15 protein-coding genes are annotated in these 15579 nt (G+C 73.8%); 4 read left to right on the top strand and 11 right to left on the bottom strand.

Translation table 11 applies throughout. From position 1 onward, the window contains the following. Positions 1-16: 16 nt before the first annotated feature. From ACN20G_RS03435 to ACN20G_RS03390, 10 genes are all read right to left on the bottom strand, one after another. Complete coding sequence (locus tag ACN20G_RS03435; RefSeq protein ID WP_424211219.1) at positions 17-1354, bottom strand: sulfate adenylyltransferase subunit 1; 1338 nt, start codon at positions 1352-1354, stop codon at positions 17-19. A 3-nt stretch (positions 1355-1357) separates the two neighbouring features. Beyond that, positions 1358-2314: a sulfate adenylyltransferase subunit CysD gene (gene cysD, locus ACN20G_RS03430; protein ID WP_424211218.1), complete on the bottom strand. Its 957-nt coding sequence runs from the start codon at positions 2312-2314 to the stop codon at positions 1358-1360. After that, on the bottom strand, positions 2311-2880 hold the full coding sequence (gene cysC / locus ACN20G_RS03425) for an adenylyl-sulfate kinase (RefSeq protein ID WP_424211217.1): 570 nt from the start codon (positions 2878-2880) through the stop codon (positions 2311-2313). The genes cysD and cysC overlap by 4 nt, the downstream gene beginning before the upstream one ends. Continuing rightward, positions 2880-3593, bottom strand: coding sequence for a phosphoadenylyl-sulfate reductase (locus ACN20G_RS03420; RefSeq protein ID WP_424211216.1), 714 nt, complete (start codon positions 3591-3593; stop codon positions 2880-2882). The genes cysC and ACN20G_RS03420 overlap by 1 nt, the downstream gene beginning before the upstream one ends. Beyond that, entirely contained in the window at positions 3590-3772 is a 183-nt protein-coding gene (locus ACN20G_RS03415) for a hypothetical protein (protein WP_424211215.1), read from the bottom strand. The genes ACN20G_RS03420 and ACN20G_RS03415 overlap by 4 nt, the downstream gene beginning before the upstream one ends. Next, entirely contained in the window at positions 3769-5472 is a 1704-nt protein-coding gene (locus ACN20G_RS03410; RefSeq protein WP_424211214.1) for a nitrite/sulfite reductase, read from the bottom strand. Before ACN20G_RS03410 ends, ACN20G_RS03415 begins: the two co-directional genes overlap by 4 nt. A gap of 213 nt (positions 5473-5685) precedes the next feature. Next, on the bottom strand, positions 5686-5769 hold the full coding sequence (locus ACN20G_RS03405) for a putative leader peptide (RefSeq protein ID WP_424215351.1): 84 nt from the start codon (positions 5767-5769) through the stop codon (positions 5686-5688). Between the two features lie 399 nt (positions 5770-6168). Then, entirely contained in the window at positions 6169-6702 is a 534-nt protein-coding gene (locus tag ACN20G_RS03400; RefSeq protein ID WP_424215350.1) for a GNAT family N-acetyltransferase, read from the bottom strand. 112 nt (positions 6703-6814) lie between these two features. Continuing rightward, entirely contained in the window at positions 6815-8152 is a 1338-nt protein-coding gene (locus tag ACN20G_RS03395) for a GAF domain-containing protein (protein WP_424211213.1), read from the bottom strand. A 300-nt stretch (positions 8153-8452) separates the two neighbouring features. Next, positions 8453-10111 (bottom strand): acyl-CoA dehydrogenase family protein, encoded by a 1659-nt coding sequence (locus tag ACN20G_RS03390; protein ID WP_424211212.1) that lies wholly within the window; start codon positions 10109-10111, stop codon positions 8453-8455. Positions 10112-10128: 17 nt separating this feature from the next. On the opposite strand from ACN20G_RS03390, the gene ACN20G_RS03385 reads away from it, so the two are divergent. Further along, the gene (locus ACN20G_RS03385; RefSeq protein ID WP_424211211.1) at positions 10129-11265 is read left to right on the top strand and encodes a YihY/virulence factor BrkB family protein; all 1137 of its coding nucleotides are present in this window, start codon (positions 10129-10131) and stop codon (positions 11263-11265) included. A gap of 37 nt (positions 11266-11302) precedes the next feature. Beyond that, the gene (locus ACN20G_RS03380) at positions 11303-12064 is read left to right on the top strand and encodes a helix-turn-helix domain-containing protein (protein WP_424211210.1); all 762 of its coding nucleotides are present in this window, start codon (positions 11303-11305) and stop codon (positions 12062-12064) included. Here ACN20G_RS03380 and ACN20G_RS03375 read toward each other — a convergent pair. Further along, positions 11986-12405, bottom strand: a complete 420-nt coding sequence (locus ACN20G_RS03375; protein ID WP_424211209.1) for a VOC family protein — start codon at positions 12403-12405, stop codon at positions 11986-11988. The genes ACN20G_RS03380 and ACN20G_RS03375 overlap by 79 nt on opposite strands. A 262-nt stretch (positions 12406-12667) precedes the next feature. Here ACN20G_RS03375 and ACN20G_RS03370 point away from each other — a divergent pair, with 262 nt between their 5' ends. Together ACN20G_RS03370 and ACN20G_RS03365 are read left to right on the top strand one after the other, a co-directional pair. After that, complete coding sequence (locus tag ACN20G_RS03370) at positions 12668-13282, top strand: hypothetical protein (RefSeq protein ID WP_424211208.1); 615 nt, start codon at positions 12668-12670, stop codon at positions 13280-13282. 143 nt (positions 13283-13425) lie between these two features. After that, a complete protein-coding gene (locus ACN20G_RS03365) occupies positions 13426-15513 on the top strand; it encodes a flotillin family protein (protein ID WP_424211207.1) in 2088 nt (695 codons plus the stop codon). Positions 15514-15579: the final 66 nt, after the last annotated feature.

Genomic DNA, 15579 nt, shown 5'->3' with positions numbered 1-15579 from the left:
GGCGTCCGTGGTCATGTCAGAAATCCCATCCTTCCGTGTCGTCCTGCCCGGCACCGGTCTCGGCGGCGCGGCCGGCGAACGCCTCGCCCGCCATGCCCGCCGCGAGGGTGGTGCCGTCCGCCGGGTCGATGAGCAGGAAGGACCCGGTGCGCCGGGAGGCGGCGTAGGTGTCGAGGGCCAGCGGCTCCGCGACGCGCACGACCACCCGGCCGATGTCGTTGGCGACCAGCCGCCCGGGGTTGGGGTGCTGGGAGAGGTCGTCGAGGGTCAGCCGCGAGGGGATCTCCTTGACGATGGCCTTGACCGTGCGGGTGGTGTGCTTGAGCAGCACCCGCGCGCCCAGGGTCAGGGGGGTGTCCGCCACGTGGCAGACGGTGGCGACCACGTCCTGCGTGGTGGCCGGGGCGCTCGCGCTGGGGGCGATCAGGTCGCCGCGCGAGATGTCGATGTCGTCGGCCAGGCGCAGGGTCACCGACTGGGGGGCCCAGGCGATGTCCACGCTCTCGCCGAGGGCGTCGATGCCCTCGATGACGCTGGTCTTGCCCGAGGGCAGCACCGTGACGGGCTCGCCGACGCGCAGCACGCCGGAGGCGATCTGACCGGCGTAGCCCCGGTAGTCGGGGTGTTCGGCGCTCTGCGGGCGGATCACGTACTGGACCGGGAAGCGGGCCGGGCAGGCCGTCAGGTCGTGACTGACGGGCACGGTCTCCAGGTGTTCCAGGACGGTCGGGCCGGTGTACCAGGGCATGTTCGTGGAAGGGTCCACGACGTTGTCGCCGGCCAGCGCCGAGATCGGGATGGCGGTGATCTCGGGGACGCCGAGTTCGGCCGCGTAGGTGGTGAACTCCTCGGCGATGCCGGCGAAGACCTCCTCGCGGTAGTCCACGAGGTCCATCTTGTTGACGGCGAGGACCACGTGCGGGACCCGCAGCAGGGCGGCGACGGCCGCGTGCCGGCGGGTCTGCTCGACCACGCCGTTGCGGGCGTCGACGAGGACCACGGCGAGTTCGGCGGTGGAGGCGCCCGTGACCATGTTCCGGGTGTACTGCACGTGCCCGGGGGTGTCGGCGAGGATGAACCGGCGGCGCGCGGTGGCGAAGTACCGGTAGGCCACGTCGATGGTGATGCCCTGCTCGCGTTCGGCCCGCAGGCCGTCGGTGAGCAGCGCGAGGTCGGGGGCGGCCTGCCCGCGGTCGGCGGAGACCCGCTCGACGGCCTCCAGCTGGTCCTCCAGGACCGACTTGGAGTCGTGGAGCAGGCGGCCGACCAGGGTGGACTTGCCGTCGTCGACGGAACCGGCGGTCGCGAAGCGCAGCAGCGTGGTGGCGCTGAGCTGCTCGGTGGTGCTGGTCATGGCTTAGAAGTACCCTTCGCGCTTGCGGTCTTCCATCGCGGCCTCGGACAGCTTGTCGTCGGCGCGGGTCGCGCCCCGCTCGGTGAGGCGGGACACGGCGATCTCGGCGATCACGGCGTCGAGGTCGGCGGCGTCGGAGTCGACGGCGCCGGTGCAGGACATGTCGCCGACGGTGCGGTAGCGGATCCGGCGGGTCTCGACCGTCTCGCCCTCCTTGGGGCCGCCCCAGTCGCCGGCGGTGAGCCACATGCCGGAGCGGGCGAACACGGGCCGCTCGTGCGCGAAGTAGATCTCGGGGAGTTCGATGCCCTCGCGGGCGATGTACTGCCACACGTCCAGCTCGGTCCAGTTGGACAGCGGGAAGACGCGGACGTGCTCGCCGGCGGCGTGCCGGCCGTTGTACAGCTGCCACAGTTCGGGGCGCTGGCGGCGCGGGTCCCACTGGGAGAACTCGTCGCGCAGGGAGAACACGCGCTCCTTGGCGCGGGCCTTCTCCTCGTCGCGCCGGCCGCCGCCGAACACGGCGTCGAAGCGGTGCCGCTGGATGGCCTCGGTCAGGGGCACGGTCTGGAGCGGGTTGCGGGTGCCGTCGGGGCGCTCGCGGAGCTTGCCGGCGTCGATGTACTCCTGGACGGAGGCCACGTGCAGGCGCAGGTTGTGGCGGGCGGCGACCCGGTCGCGGTACTCGATGACCTCGGGGAAGTTGTGCCCGGTGTCCACGTGCAGCAGGGCGAAGGGCACCGGCGCGGGCGCGAATGCCTTGAGCGCCAGGTGCAGCATGACGATGGAGTCCTTGCCGCCGGAGAAGAGGATCACCGGCTTCTCGAACTCGCCCGCCACCTCGCGGAAGATGTGGACGGCCTCGGACTCCAGGGAGTCGAGGTGGCTGAGCGCGTAGGGCGCGTCCGTGTCGGGATCGGCCTGGGAGGCCGCGGTGTGGCTGTGCGCTGCGGTGGTCACGCCAGTCCCCTCTCGGTGAGCAGAGCGTGCAGGGAGTCGGCCGACTCCGACACGGACTGCGTGTGCGACTCGATGCGAAGGTCCGGGGCCTCGGGGGACTCGTAGGGGTCGTCCACCCCGGTGAGGCCGGAGATCTCGCCGGCGGCCTGCTTGGCGTAGAGGCCCTTGACGTCCCGCTCGGAGCACACCTCGACCGGGGTGGCCACGTGCACCTCCAGGTAGGGGGTGTCGTTCTTGGCGTGCCGGGCGCGGACGGCCTCGCGGCTGTCGGCGTAGGGCGCGATGACGGGCACGAGGGCGAGGACCCCGTTGCGGGCGAGGAGTTCGGCGACGAAGCCGATCCGCTGCACGTTGGTGTGCCGGTCGGCCCGGTCGAAGCCGAGGCCGGCGGAGAGGAACTCGCGGATCTCGTCGCCGTCGAGGACCTCGACGCGGCGGCCGGCGGCCCGCAGCCGCTCCGCCAGCGCGTACGCGATGGTGGTCTTGCCCGCGCTGGGCAGACCGGTCAGCCACACGGTGGCTCCCTGGCCGGTCACGCTCATCTGGTTCTCCACAAGGTCGGTCATCAGCCGTGCAGTCCGCACTCGGTCTTGGCGCGGCCGGCCCAGCGGCCGGCGCGGGCGTCCTCGCCCGCCGCGACGCGTCGGGTGCAGGGGGCGCAGCCCACGGAGGCGTAGCCGTCCATGAGCAGCGGGTTGGTGAGCACGCCGTGCTCGATCACGTAGGCGTCCACGTCGTCCTGGGTCCAGCGGGCGATCGGGGAGACCTTCACCTTGGCGCGGCGGGCGTCCCAGCCCACCACGGGGGTGTTCGCGCGGGTGGGGGACTCGTCCCGGCGCAGGCCGGTGGCCCAGGCGCGGTAGGCGGTCAGGCCCTCGGCGAGGGGGGCCACCTTGCGCAGGGCGCAGCACAGGTCGGGGTCGCGGTCGTGCAGCCGGGGGCCGTGCTCGGCGTCCTGTTCGGCGACGCTCTGCCGGGGGGTGAGGGTGATGAGGTTGACGTCCATCACGGCCTCGACGGCGTCGCGGGTGCCGATGGTCTCCTCGAAGTGGTAGCCGGTGTCGAGGAAGACGACGTCGACGCCGGGGCGGACCCGGGAGGCGAGGTGGGCGACGACCGCGTCCTCCATGGAGGAGGTGACGCAGAAGCCGGCGCCGAAGCTCTCGACGGCCCAGGAGAGGATCTCCTCGGCGGGCGCGTCCTCCAGCTCGCGGCCGGCCTTCTCGGCCAGCGCGCGCAGCTCCTCGTGGTCCTCGGTCACGATCTGAATCCCCGTCATATCTCTTCGCCCTCCGTGGAGTTCCCGTTGCCGAAGCCCCGGGCGAGCAGCCCGAGGTACTTCAGCTGGAAGGCGCGGTTGCAGGCGCGGCATTCCCAGGCCCCGTGCCCGCTCTCGTGCGGGCGCAGGTCCTCGTCGCCGCAGTAGGGGCAGTGGAAGGGGACGGCGCGCTCGCTCACGACAGGCTCTTCTCGTCGGCGCGGGCGACCCAGGCGGCGAAGCGCTCGTCGTCCTCGCGCTCCTCGGTGAAGCGGGTCACGACGCGTTCCACGTAGTCGGGCAGGCCGGCGGCGGTGACCTTCAGGCCGCGGACCTTGCGGCCGAAGCCGGCCTCCAGGCCGAGGGCGCCGCCGAGGTGCACCTGGTAGCCCTCGACCTGCTCGCCGTTCTCGTCGACGACGAGCTGGCCCTTGAGGCCGATGTCGGCGACCTGGATGCGGGCGCAGGCGTTGGGGCAGCCGTTGATGTTGATGGTGAGGGGCTGGTCGAAGCCGGGCAGTCGGCGCTCCAGCTCCTCGATGAGGGTCTGGCCGCGGCCCTTGGTCTCGACGATGGCGAGCTTGCAGAACTCGATGCCGGTGCAGGCCATCGTGCCGCGCCGGAACGGGGAGGGGGTGACCCGCAGGTCCAGGGCCTCCAGGGCGGCGACGGCGGAGTCCACGCGGTCCTCGGTCACGTCGAGCAGGATCATCTTCTGCTCGGCGGTGGTGCGCAGCCGGCCGGAGCCGTGGACCTCGGCGACCTCGGCGATCTTGACCAGGGTGGCGCCGTCCACGCGGCCGACCCGGGGGGCGAAGCCGATGTAGAAGCGGCCGTCCTTCTGGCGGTGCACGCCGACGTGGTCGCGCCAGGTCTGGAGCGGCTGCTTCGGGGCGGGGCCGTCGTGCAGGGGGCGCTTCAGGTACTCGTCCTGGAGGACCTGGCGGAACTTCTCGGCGCCCCAGTCGGCGACGAGGAACTTCAGGCGGGCGCGGTTGCGCAGCCGGCGGTAGCCGTAGTCGCGGAAGATGGAGATGACGCCCTCGTAGACGTCGGGGACCTCGTCCAGGGAGACCCAGGTGCCCAGGCGGACGCCGAGCTTGGGGTTGGTGGACAGGCCGCCGCCGACCCACACGTCGAAGCCGGGGCCGTGCTCGGGGTGTTCCACGCCGACGAAGGCGATGTCGTTGATCTCGTGGGCCACGTCCAGCAGCGGGGAGCCGGAGATCGCGGACTTGAACTTGCGGGGCAGGTTCGAGAAGTCCTTGTTGCCGACGATCCGGCGGTAGATCTCGTCGATGGCGGGGGTGCCGTCGATGATCTCGTCCTCGGCGATGCCGGCGACGGGGGAGCCGAGGATGACGCGCGGGGTGTCGCCGCACGCCTCCGTGGTGGACAGGCCGACGGCCTCCAGGCGGCGCCAGATCTCGGGGACGTCCTCGATCCGGATCCAGTGGTACTGCACGTTCTGGCGGTCGGTGAGGTCGGCGGTGCCGCGCGCGAACTCCTCGGAGATCTCGCCGATGACGCGCAGCTGCTCGGTGGTCAGCCGGCCGCCGTCGATGCGCACGCGCAGCATGAAGTACTTGTCGTCGAGCTCCTCGGGCTCCAGCACGGCGGTCTTGCCGCCGTCGATCCCGGGCTTGCGCTGCGTGTACAGGCCCCACCAGCGCATCCGGCCGCGCAGGTCGTTGGGGTCGATGGAGTCGAAGCCGGTCTTGGAGTAGATCGTCTCGATGCGTGTCCGCACGTTGAGACCGTCGTCGTCCTTCTTGAACTGCTCGTTGCCGTTGAGGGGCGTGTGGTGTCCGACGGCCCACTGACCCTCGCCGCGGTGACGGCCGGTCTTGCGGCGCGCGGCTGCGGGGGCGGCTGCGGGCTTTTCGGGGGTGGCGGCCATGGCGGTACGTCCTTGTCGTGGCGGCAGGGGCAGGGGCGGGAGACGCGACGTGTGGACCCGCGCTCTCGCGGCAGGCAGGGTGAGACGGACGCCGGTGCGTCGGGAGTGGTGGTGCCGGGGTCCCGGGGGTCCGGCGTCGGTCCCGGACCGGGGTGCCGGTGTCCTACGGCAGGCCGGTGTCGGGGTGTTGGCGCGCGAGCGACTGCGGTGGCGTCAGCGCGTCCGACAGATGGCGCTGGCCGTGCGACCGAGGTCGACGTGCCGCCGACTCACCAGGGCGATTCCAGCTCCATTCATGGCGGAAGCGTGGCATGTGGGGCTTGGAGGAGTCCACTACTGTCCACAATGCGGACTCGATTGTCTCGCATCATGGAACGGTGTGGTCTGAGTCACGCCCTGCGGCGGCGGGGGCGCCCGGGGTGGGGGTGCGCGCGAGGGGAGACGGAGCCTGCCGAACCGTTTCATTCCGGACGGGAGAACGCCCGTGAAGACCCGTGCGGCGCCCCGCACACGCCGGTCGTGGCCTCCTCGGGAGGGGGCGATTTTCGGCCGGCGGGGTCCGGGCCCCGGCCGGAGGGTGCCCCGACCGGCCCGCGGGACCCCCGTGACCCGCCCGGACCTGCGGAGGTCCGGACGGGACGGGGCCGTCCAGCATGTGGACGCGGCTGAACGCCGGGCGGATCGGGCCGGTTCGGCTCAGTAGGCGCCGGGCCAGGGGCCGGGGGTCCGCGAGACCGCCTTCGGCTCCTCCTCCGTGTGGAACAGCCGGAAACCCCGCTTGAGGTAGTTGTCCATCGCCGTCGGCCCGTCCTGGCTGCACGTGTGCAGCCAGACCCGCCGCGTCTCCTCCCGCCCCGGCCACCGCGCGGCCAGGTCCCAGGCCCGCGCCACGCCCACCGACAACAGGTGCCCGCCGATCCCGCGCCCCCGGAACTCGGGCAGCAGACCGAAGTAGACGATCTCCACCACCCCGTCCGGCTGCGGGTCGAACTCCACGTACCCGGCCGGCGTCCCCCGGTCCCAGGCCACCCAGGTCTCCACCCCCGGCCGCCCCAACCGCTCCACCCACTGCGCGCGGGTCAGCGCAAGCCGGTCCGTCCAGTGCAGGTCCCCGCCCACCGAGGCGTACAGGAACCGGCTGAACTCCGGCGACGGCACCTCGGCCCGCTCCACCCGGACCTCCGGGCCGGGCACCCGCGAGGCCGGCGCCAGATCGGTGGGCGCCGTCATCTCCAGGGACCAAGTGGTCAACGTCAGGAGCTCGCCGGCCGGGGCCGGGGCCGCGGGATCGGCGGCCGGGGTCGGGGACACGGGGGACACGGGTGACTCGTGGTTCATGGGGTCAGGGAAGCACGCCACCCGTGGGCCGGCCCAGCCGGGCCCCCGCCACCGTCGGCGCCAACGAGTGCGGCAGCAGGGCCTGCGGATCCGCCGGCCCCTCCACCGACACCTCCACCCCCTCCGCGAACCGGTACGGGCGCGCCGCCAGCACCCCCGCCAGGTTCCGCCGGATCCGACTCAGCTCCGCCCGCACCGTCACCGTCCGGCTCGGATCCCCGAACACCTCCTGCGCGAGCTCCGCCGCCGACCGCCCCCCGGGCGCCACCGCCAACAGGTACAACAACTCCGCGTGCCGGGGACTGAGCACCGACGACCACCCGCCCCCGGTCCCCGAGACCCGCGCCGACCACGCCCCCGGCCCCGCCAGGTCCAGCACCACCCGCGTCCCCGCCCGGGCCCGCTCCGGCTCGCCGCGCCCCGGCCGCACCAGCCAACCCCCCGGCAGCGGCTCCACCGCGCACTCGCCCCAGCGCGCCAACCGCTGCGCACCCGGCCGCACCTGCGCCGGCAGGGCCACCCGGTCCACCGGCGGCATCCCGTTCACCGCCGCCACCCACCCCGCCGGGTCCACCACCAGCGCCCGCTCCGCCAACCGCGCCAGCAGCGGCGAGGCCACCGACCGGAGCCGGTCCAGGGACTCCAGGTGCCGCACCCGCAGCTCCCGCTCCGCCGAACGCGCCACCGAACTCACCCACGTCAACGTCGCCGGGTGCATCGAGGCCAGCGGCCCGCTCACGTCCACCACCCCCACCAGCCGGCCGTCCCGCGGATCGCGCACCGGCGCCCCCGCGCAGGTCCAGCCGTGGTGCGAGGCCACGAAGTGCTCGGCCGAGAACACCTGCACCGGCCGCCGGGCCACCAACGCCGTGCCCACCCCGTTCGTCCCCACCACCCGCTCGCGCCAGTCCGCGCCCACCGCGAAGCCCAGCCGGTCGGCGTCCCGCAGCACCCGGCTCGCGCCCTCCCGCCACAGCAGCCGGCCGTCCGCGTCCGCCACCACCATGATGTGCGGCGAAGCCTCCAGACCCGGCAACAGCCCCTCCCGGATCACCGGCAGCACCTCCCGCAGCACCGAGCCGCGCCGCCGTTCCTCCAACTCGGCCGCGCTCAGCTCCCGGGCCCGCCGGTCCCGGTCCGGATCCACCCCGAAGGCCCGCATCCGCCGCCACGAGGCGGCGATCTCCGGCCGCGGCGCGGGTACCGGCCGGCCCCCCGAGAGGGCCGCCGCCCGCACCTCCTTCAGCAGTCTCGTCGCCGCCCGGGCGTCCATCCCGGACAGTCCTGCCGTGTCGATCGTGGTGGGCGCCTGCTCGGCCACCGTGCCTCCCCCGTACCACATCCCGACGAGCGGGCCGGCGGACCCCGTCGGCCGCCGGCGACGATGGTGGGGCCGAAACGCAACGGTATGCAACTCTCCCTTGTCACAGGCCCGCGCGCACACACTGGGCGGGCGCCGTGCGACGGCGCGCGGCTCCTTCCTCGGGGCTCAGCGGGACAGGCCGGCGCCGGGTCGGCGCGGCACCGGACCTGTCCCGGGTCCTCCCCGGAGGACCCGGTGCGACGGGCCGGATCACGGGCGGGCGGTTTGGGGACCGCCCGGCCCGGATTCGCGCCCGTCGCCGCGTCGCCCGTCGCCGCGTCAGACCGCGAGCCGGGCCCGCTCCACCACCGAGCCCAGGTCCAGGGTGGCCGGCAGGGTCCCGAACGCCGAGCCCCAGTCCCCGCCCAGACGCGAGGCGCAGAACGCGTCCGCGACCTCCGGCGGGGCCCACCGCACCAACAACGAGCCCTGCAACACCAGCGCCATCCGCTCCACCAGGCGGCGCGCCCGGGCCTCGATGCCCGCCAGATCGGCCAGCTCCGTCAGCAGGTCCTTGATCGCCGCGTCCAGCCGGTGGTCCGCGCCCCGGGCCAGGCCCACCTCGGTCAGGAACGCGTTCAGCGCCCCCGGCTCCCGGCCCAGCGCCCGCAGCACGTCCAGGGCCTGCACGTTGCCCGAGCCCTCCCAGATCGAGTTCAGCGGGGACTCCCGCAGCAGCCGGGGCAGCCCCGACTCCTCCACGTACCCGTTGCCGCCCAGGCACTCCAGCGCCTCGGCCACCGTCGGCACGCACCGCTTCGTCACCCAGTACTTGGCCACCGGCACCGCCAGCCGCAGGAAGGCCCGCTCCCGGTCCCGGTCCGGGCCCTCGCCGTGCGCCGCGTCGTACGCCGCCGCCAGCCGCAGCGTCAGCGTGGTCGCCGCCTCCGACTCCAGCGCCAGGTCGGCCAGCACGTTGCGCATCAACGGCTGCTCGATCAGCGGCCGGCCGAACGCGGACCGGTGCGCCGTGTGGTGCGCGGCCTGGGTCAGCGCCTGACGCATCAGCGAGGCCGACCCGATCACGCAGTCCAGCCGGGTCGCCGCGACCATCTCGATGATGGTCCGCACCCCGCGCCCCTCCTCGCAGACCAGGCGGCCCCAGGTCCCCGCGAACTCCACCTCCGAGGAGGCGTTCGAACGGTTGCCGAGCTTGTCCTTGAGCCGCTGGATCGCGAACACGTTCCGCGTCCCGTCCGGCAGCACCCGGGGCACCAGGAAGCAGGACAGGCCGGCGGGGGCCTGCGCGAGCACCAGGAACCCGTCCGACATCGGCGCGGAGCAGAACCACTTGTGCCCCGTCAGCAGGTACTCCCCGGAGCCCGCGCCGCCCACCGGCTCGGCCCGCGTGGTGTTGGCCCGGACGTCGCTGCCGCCCTGCTTCTCCGTCATGCCCATGCCGAAGAGCACGCCGGCCTTCTCGGCGGGCGCCCGCAGCTCCCGCTCGTACACGTGCGAGGTCAGCCGGGGCTCCCACTCGGCCGCCAACACCGGATCGGCCCGCAGCGCCGGCACCGCCGCGTGCGTCATCGACACCGGGCATCCGTGCCCGGCCTCCGCCTGCGACCAGACGAAGAACCCGGCGGCCCGCCGCAGGTGCCCGCCCGGCCGGCCCCAGGCGTCCGTCAACCCGGCCCCGACCGCGTGGCCCAGCAGTCGGTGCCAGTCCGGATGGAACTCGACCTCGTCGATCCGGTGCCCGTAGCGGTCGTGGGTGCGCAGCACCGGCGGGTTCGCGTTCGCCCGCGTCCCCCACTCCTGGGCCTGCGCCGAACCCGCCGCCCGGCCCAGGGCCCCGAGCTCCTCGCGGACCTCGTCGAGGAGTTCGGGCGCCAGGTGGCGCTCCACCCCCTCGACCAGGACCCGGTCTCCGCCGTACACGTCGTGCCCCGCGAGCGGCGGGGGCTGGTTGTCGACTGCGTGGGTGGTGGTCGTCATGCCGATACGGTAAGGAGGTGCAGCCAGCGAAAGAAACACCCGAGCGGCCCCCAGGGCGGCTCCACCGGGCCCGGGCCCTGTACCGCAACGTCTCCAAGCGCAAGATCGCGTGGCTGCTCCTGAAGGACACGGTCAACTCCTGCATCGAGTACCGGATCCTCGGACTCGCCGCCGAGGCCGCGTTCTTCACCCTCCTCTCGCTGCCGCCGCTCTTCCTCGGCCTGCTCGGCCTGCTGGGCTACGTGGACCAGTGGACGGACACCACCACCGTGGCCAGCATCCAGGAGAACGTGCTGCGCGCGGTGGGCACCGTGCTCTCCAACCGCGACGTCGACGACATCGCCAGACCCCTGCTGGAGGACGTCACCCGGCAGGGCCGGCCCGACATCATCTCCCTCGGCTTCGCCTTCGCCCTGTGGTCCGGCTCGCGCGCCGTCAACGTGTTCATCGACACCATCACCGTCATGTACGGGCTCGACGGCGAACGCGGCATCGTCAAGACCCGGCTGCTGGCCTTCGGGCTGTACGTGGTGGCCCTGCTCATCGGGGCCGTGGTGCTGCCGCTGATGGTGGTGGGCCCCGACGAACTGGTCCGGATCGCCCCCTGGGGCACCGAGGTCATCGACGCGCTGTACTGGCCCACCGTCATCGTGCTCTCGGTGGCCTTCCTCACCACCCTGTACCACGTGTCCGTGCCGGTCCGCTCGCCCTGGCTGGAGGACGTGCCCGGGGCCCTGGTCGCGCTCGCCATGTGGGTGCTCGGCTCGGTTCTGCTGCGGATCTACCTCACCAACATGGTCGAGGGCCCCACCATCTACGGCTCGCTGGCCGCGCCGGTGGCCATCCTGCTGTGGATCGGCGTCTCGGCCTTCGCGGTGCTCGTCGGGGCCGCCGTCAACGCCGCCATCGACCGGGTCTGGCCCTCGCTGGCCACCGCCGCCGCCCGCCAGGCCAACGAGCGGGCCAAGGAGGTCGAGGCCGCGCAGATCATCGCCCGCGCCGCCGCCTGGCGCACCCTCGCCGAGGGCGAGTCGGAGGACGACGAGGACGGGCCCGACCCCGACGCGCCCTCCGAGTTCCCCGAACGCTGGTCCACCTTCCTGCCGCCCGAGGACTACCAGGCCCGCCTCCGCAAGGAACGCCACCCGCACTGACCCGGCCCGCGCCCCGGGCCCGGCCTACGGTGGAGGGGTGACGTACGTCGAACGGGCCCTGCCGGCAGTGCCCGGGGCCGTGCTGTGGCGGGCCGAGCCCGGGCCCGGCGGCGGGGCGGTGGTGCTGCCCGACGGCTGCATGGACCTGCTGTGGGCCGGGGACCGGCTGTGGGTGGCCGGCCCCGACACCCGGCCGCACCCGCCCGGCGAGGTCGGCGGCGGACCCGTGCACGGGGTGCGGCTGCCGCCCGGACTGCTGCCCGCCCTGCTCGGGGCCCCCGCCGACCGGCTGCGCGACCTGCGGGTGGACCTGGCCGACGTGTGGAGCCCGCACCGCGCCGCCCGGCTCGCCGACCGCGTCCCGGCCGCCCCCGCCCCCGGCGCCGCCCTCGCGGCCCTCACCGCCGCCCTCGCCGAGGAGGCCGGGCCGCGCGACCCCTGGCCGCCCCTCGTGGCCCGTCGGCTCGTGGCCGGCGAGCGGGTCGCGGCCCTCGCCGCCGACCTCGACCTCGCCGAACGGACCCTGCACCGGCGCTGCCTGGCCGCGTTCGGCTACGGCCCCCGGGTCCTGGCCCGGATCCTGCGGCTGCGCCGCGCCCTGGCCCTCGTGGCCGCCGGGGTGCCCTGTGCGCGGGCGGCGGCCCGCTGCGGGTACGCCGACCAGTCGCACCTGGCCCGCGAGGTGCGGGCCCTGGCCGGCCGCACCCTGACCGAGCACCGTCAGTCGGTCGGCTCCGCCGCCGGCAGCGGCGCGAACAGGGAGATCTCGGTGCCGTCCGGGTCGGCCACCGTCGCGTAGCGCTGCCCCCAGAACGCGTCCCAGGGCTTCAGCCGGCCGGCGCCGCCGTGCTCGGACAGCTCCGCGTACAGCGCGTCCACCGCGGCCGGGGAGTCGCAGAGAAAGGCCAGGCCGGTCCGCTCGCCCCGGGAGCCGGCCGGCGCGGGCTCCCAGTGCGGGTCGAAGGAACGGATCACCTCCTCGGTGTCCCAGCCGATCCGCAGACCCCCCGGCAGCACGCTCTCCACGTGCGGCAGGGAGTCCACCTCGGCGGGCAGGTCCAGGCCGAGCCGGCGGTAGAAGGCGAGGGCGGCGGGCATGTCGGAGACGACGATGCCGATCATGTCGAGTCGTGGGCTCATGGGACCCATCCCAGCACCCCCCGGGGCCCCGTGTCGTGAAGGAATCGGACACCGGCCGCAGGCCCCGGGCGGGGGGAACGGCCGGAGGACAGGGTCGATGTGCCGGTTTCCGCCCGGCATCAAGATTTCGTGAAGACTGCCGGGATCCGGCAATGAACCCCGAGCCCCTCCCGGGTCACACTGGGGGTGTCGACGGCCGGGAGCGGGAGAACAGCGGGCCGTGACGCGGCACGACGATGCCGGGAATCGGAAGGGAGGGCACGTGGAGGAGTTCCTGACCGCAGCCCTGTCCTTCCCCGCCGTCGTCCTCACCTTCCCCCTCCTCGTCGTGATCGGCTACTGGCTCGTCGTCGCCGTCGGCGCCCTCGACCACGACGCCCTCGACTCCGACGCGGGCTCCGCCCTCCTGGGCACCTCCGGGGTCCCGCTGTCCGTCTCCGGCTCCCTGTTCACGGCCCTCGCCTGGTTCGGCTGCCTGGCCGGCGGCATCGGCCTGGACCGGGTCGGCCTCGGCGGCGGCCCGCTCGTCTGGCTGGTCCCGCCCGCCGCCCTCGTGGCCGCGCGGGGCGTCACCGCCGTCCTCGTCCGCCCGCTGCGCGGGTTCTTCGTCCCCGACGAACCGCCACCCTCCCGGCAGGACTTCATCGGCTCCGTCTGCGTGATCCGCACCGGCCGGGTCGACGCCCGCTTCGGACAGGCCGAGGTCACCGCGGCCGACGGCTCCTCCGCCCTCGTGCAGGTCCGCCGGCACGACGGGGACGCCGACGCCGGACCGCTGTCCCTGGGCAGCACCGGACTGATCTACGCCTGGGACGAACCCGGCCAGTTCTTCTGGGTCGGCCCCTACGCCGCCGAACTCGACCCCGGCCGGCACTGACCCGCCGACCCCCCGCCCCACCCCGCGCGACCCCCGCCCCCGCCCCCGCACCGGGCGGCGGCCCGCCGCCCCCCCGACCTCACCGGCCGCACGGTCACCACCGCGCTCCCCGGACCCCCCGTCCCCCAACCGAAGGGCCCTTCATGGATGCGATCACCCTCGGCGCAGGCATCCTCGCCGGCGTCGTCCTCCTGGTCGTCCTCGTCGTCCTCTTCGTCATCAGCCGCCTCTTCCGCAAGGTCGAACAGGGCAAGGCGCTGATCGTGTCGAAGATGCGCAAGGTCGACGTCACCTTCACCGGCCAGGTCGTGCTGCCCGTCCTGCACAAGGCCGAGGTCATGGACATCTCGGTGAAGACCATCGACATCGAGCGCACCGGCCGCGACGGGCTGATCTGCCGCGACAACATCCGCGCCGACATCCGCATCTCGTTCTTCGTCCGCGTCAACAAGACCGTCGAGGACGTCATCAAGGTCGCCCAGGCCATCGGCACCGCCCGCGCCAGCGACCAGACCACCCTCCAGGAACTCTTCAACGCGAAGTTCTCCGAGGCACTCAAGACCGTCGGCAAGCAGCTCGACTTCACCGACCTCTACACCATGCGCGACGAGTTCCGGGACCGCATCATCGCCGTCATCGGCACCGACCTCAACGGCTACAGCCTGGAGGACGCGGCCATCGACTACCTGGAGCAGACCCCGCTCGCCCAGCTCGACACCGACAACATCCTCGACGCCCAGGGCATCCGCAAGATCACCGAGCTGACCGCCATCGAGCACGTGCGCACCAACGAGTTCCAGCGCACGGAGGAGAAGGAGATCACCCGCCAGAACGTCGACGCCCGCGAGGCCATCCTCGAACTCGAACGCCGCCAGGCAGACGCCGAGATCAAGCAGCGCCGCGAGATCGACACCGTCCGCGCCCGCGAGGAGGCCGAGACCGCCCGCGTCGTGGAGGAGGAGCGGCTGCGCGCCCAGGGCGCCTTCCTCAAGACCGAGGAACTGCTCGGGGTCCAGCGCGAGAACCAGGCCCGTGAGGTCGCCGTCGCCGCGAAGAACCGCGAACGGGTCATCGCCGTCGAGAGCGAGCGGATCGAGAAGGACCGCCTGCTGGAGGTCATCGCCCGCGAGCGGGAGACCGAACTGACCCGGATCGCCGCCGACAAGGAGGTCGAGACCGAGCGCCGCGAGATCGCCGAGGTGGTCCGCGAGCGGATCGCCGTCGACCGCACCGTGGCCGAGCAGGAGGAGTCCATCAAGCGGCTGCGGGCCGTGGAGGAGGCCGAGCGGGTCCGCCAGGCCACCGTCATCGCCGCCGAGGCCGAGGCCCAGGAACGCCTCGTCAAGGACATCAAGGCCGCCGAGGCCGCCGAACAGGCCGCCGTGCACAAGGCCGCCGAGGAACTGACCCTGGCCGAGGCCCGGGTCAAGGCCGCCGACCTCGACGCCCGCGCCAAGCAGCGCCTCGCCGAGGGCGTGCAGGCCGAGGCCGCCGCCCCGGGCCTGGCCGCCGTCCAGGTCCGCGAGAAGGAGGCCGACGCGATCGAGAAGTCCGGCCTGGCCGAGGCCCGCGCCACCGAGGCCCGGATGACCGCCGAGGCCCAGGGCACCGAGGCCCGGATGCGCGCCGAGGCCGAGGGCACCCGCGCCCAGGCCCTCGCCGACGCCACCGCCATCGGCGAGAAGCTCAAGGCCGAGGCCGCCGGCCTCACCGAGAAGGCCGCCGCCATGGCCGCCCTCGACTCCGCCTCCCGCGAGCACGAGGAGTACCGCCTGCGGCTGGAGGCCGACAAGGAGGTCCGCCTCGCGAGCCTGGACGTGCAGCGACGGGTCGCCGAGGCCCAGGCCACCGTGGTCGCCACCGGCCTGGAGGGCGCCGACATCAACATCGTCGGCGGGGACACCGTCTTCTTCGACCGGCTCGTCTCCTCCATCGCGCTCGGCAAGGGCATCGACGGGCTCGTCGACAACTCCGCCACCGTGCGCACCCTGGCCGGCCCCTGGCTGGACGGCTCGGTCCCGTTCACCGAGGACCTCACCCGGATCCTCGGCTCGGTCTCCGCGAGCGACGTCCGCGACCTCACCGTCTCGGCGCTGCTCACCAAGATGATGCGCTCCGACACCGGCGCCGCCGCCGGCCCCCTCGGCGAACTGCTGGAACAGGCCGGCCGCCTCGGCATCGCCGACCTGCCCCTGACCGCCCTCACCGGCCGCCCCACCAAGGCGGCGTAGCGGGCCGGGCGCGGGGGCGGGGCGCGCCGTCCGACCACGGGGGTCGGACGGCGGCCCCGCCCCGCG

The organism is Streptomyces dryopteridis, assembly GCF_049606955.1.
Lineage (GTDB): Bacteria > Actinomycetota > Actinomycetes > Streptomycetales > Streptomycetaceae > Streptomyces.
This window is presented reverse-complemented; position numbering and strand designations above follow the sequence as displayed.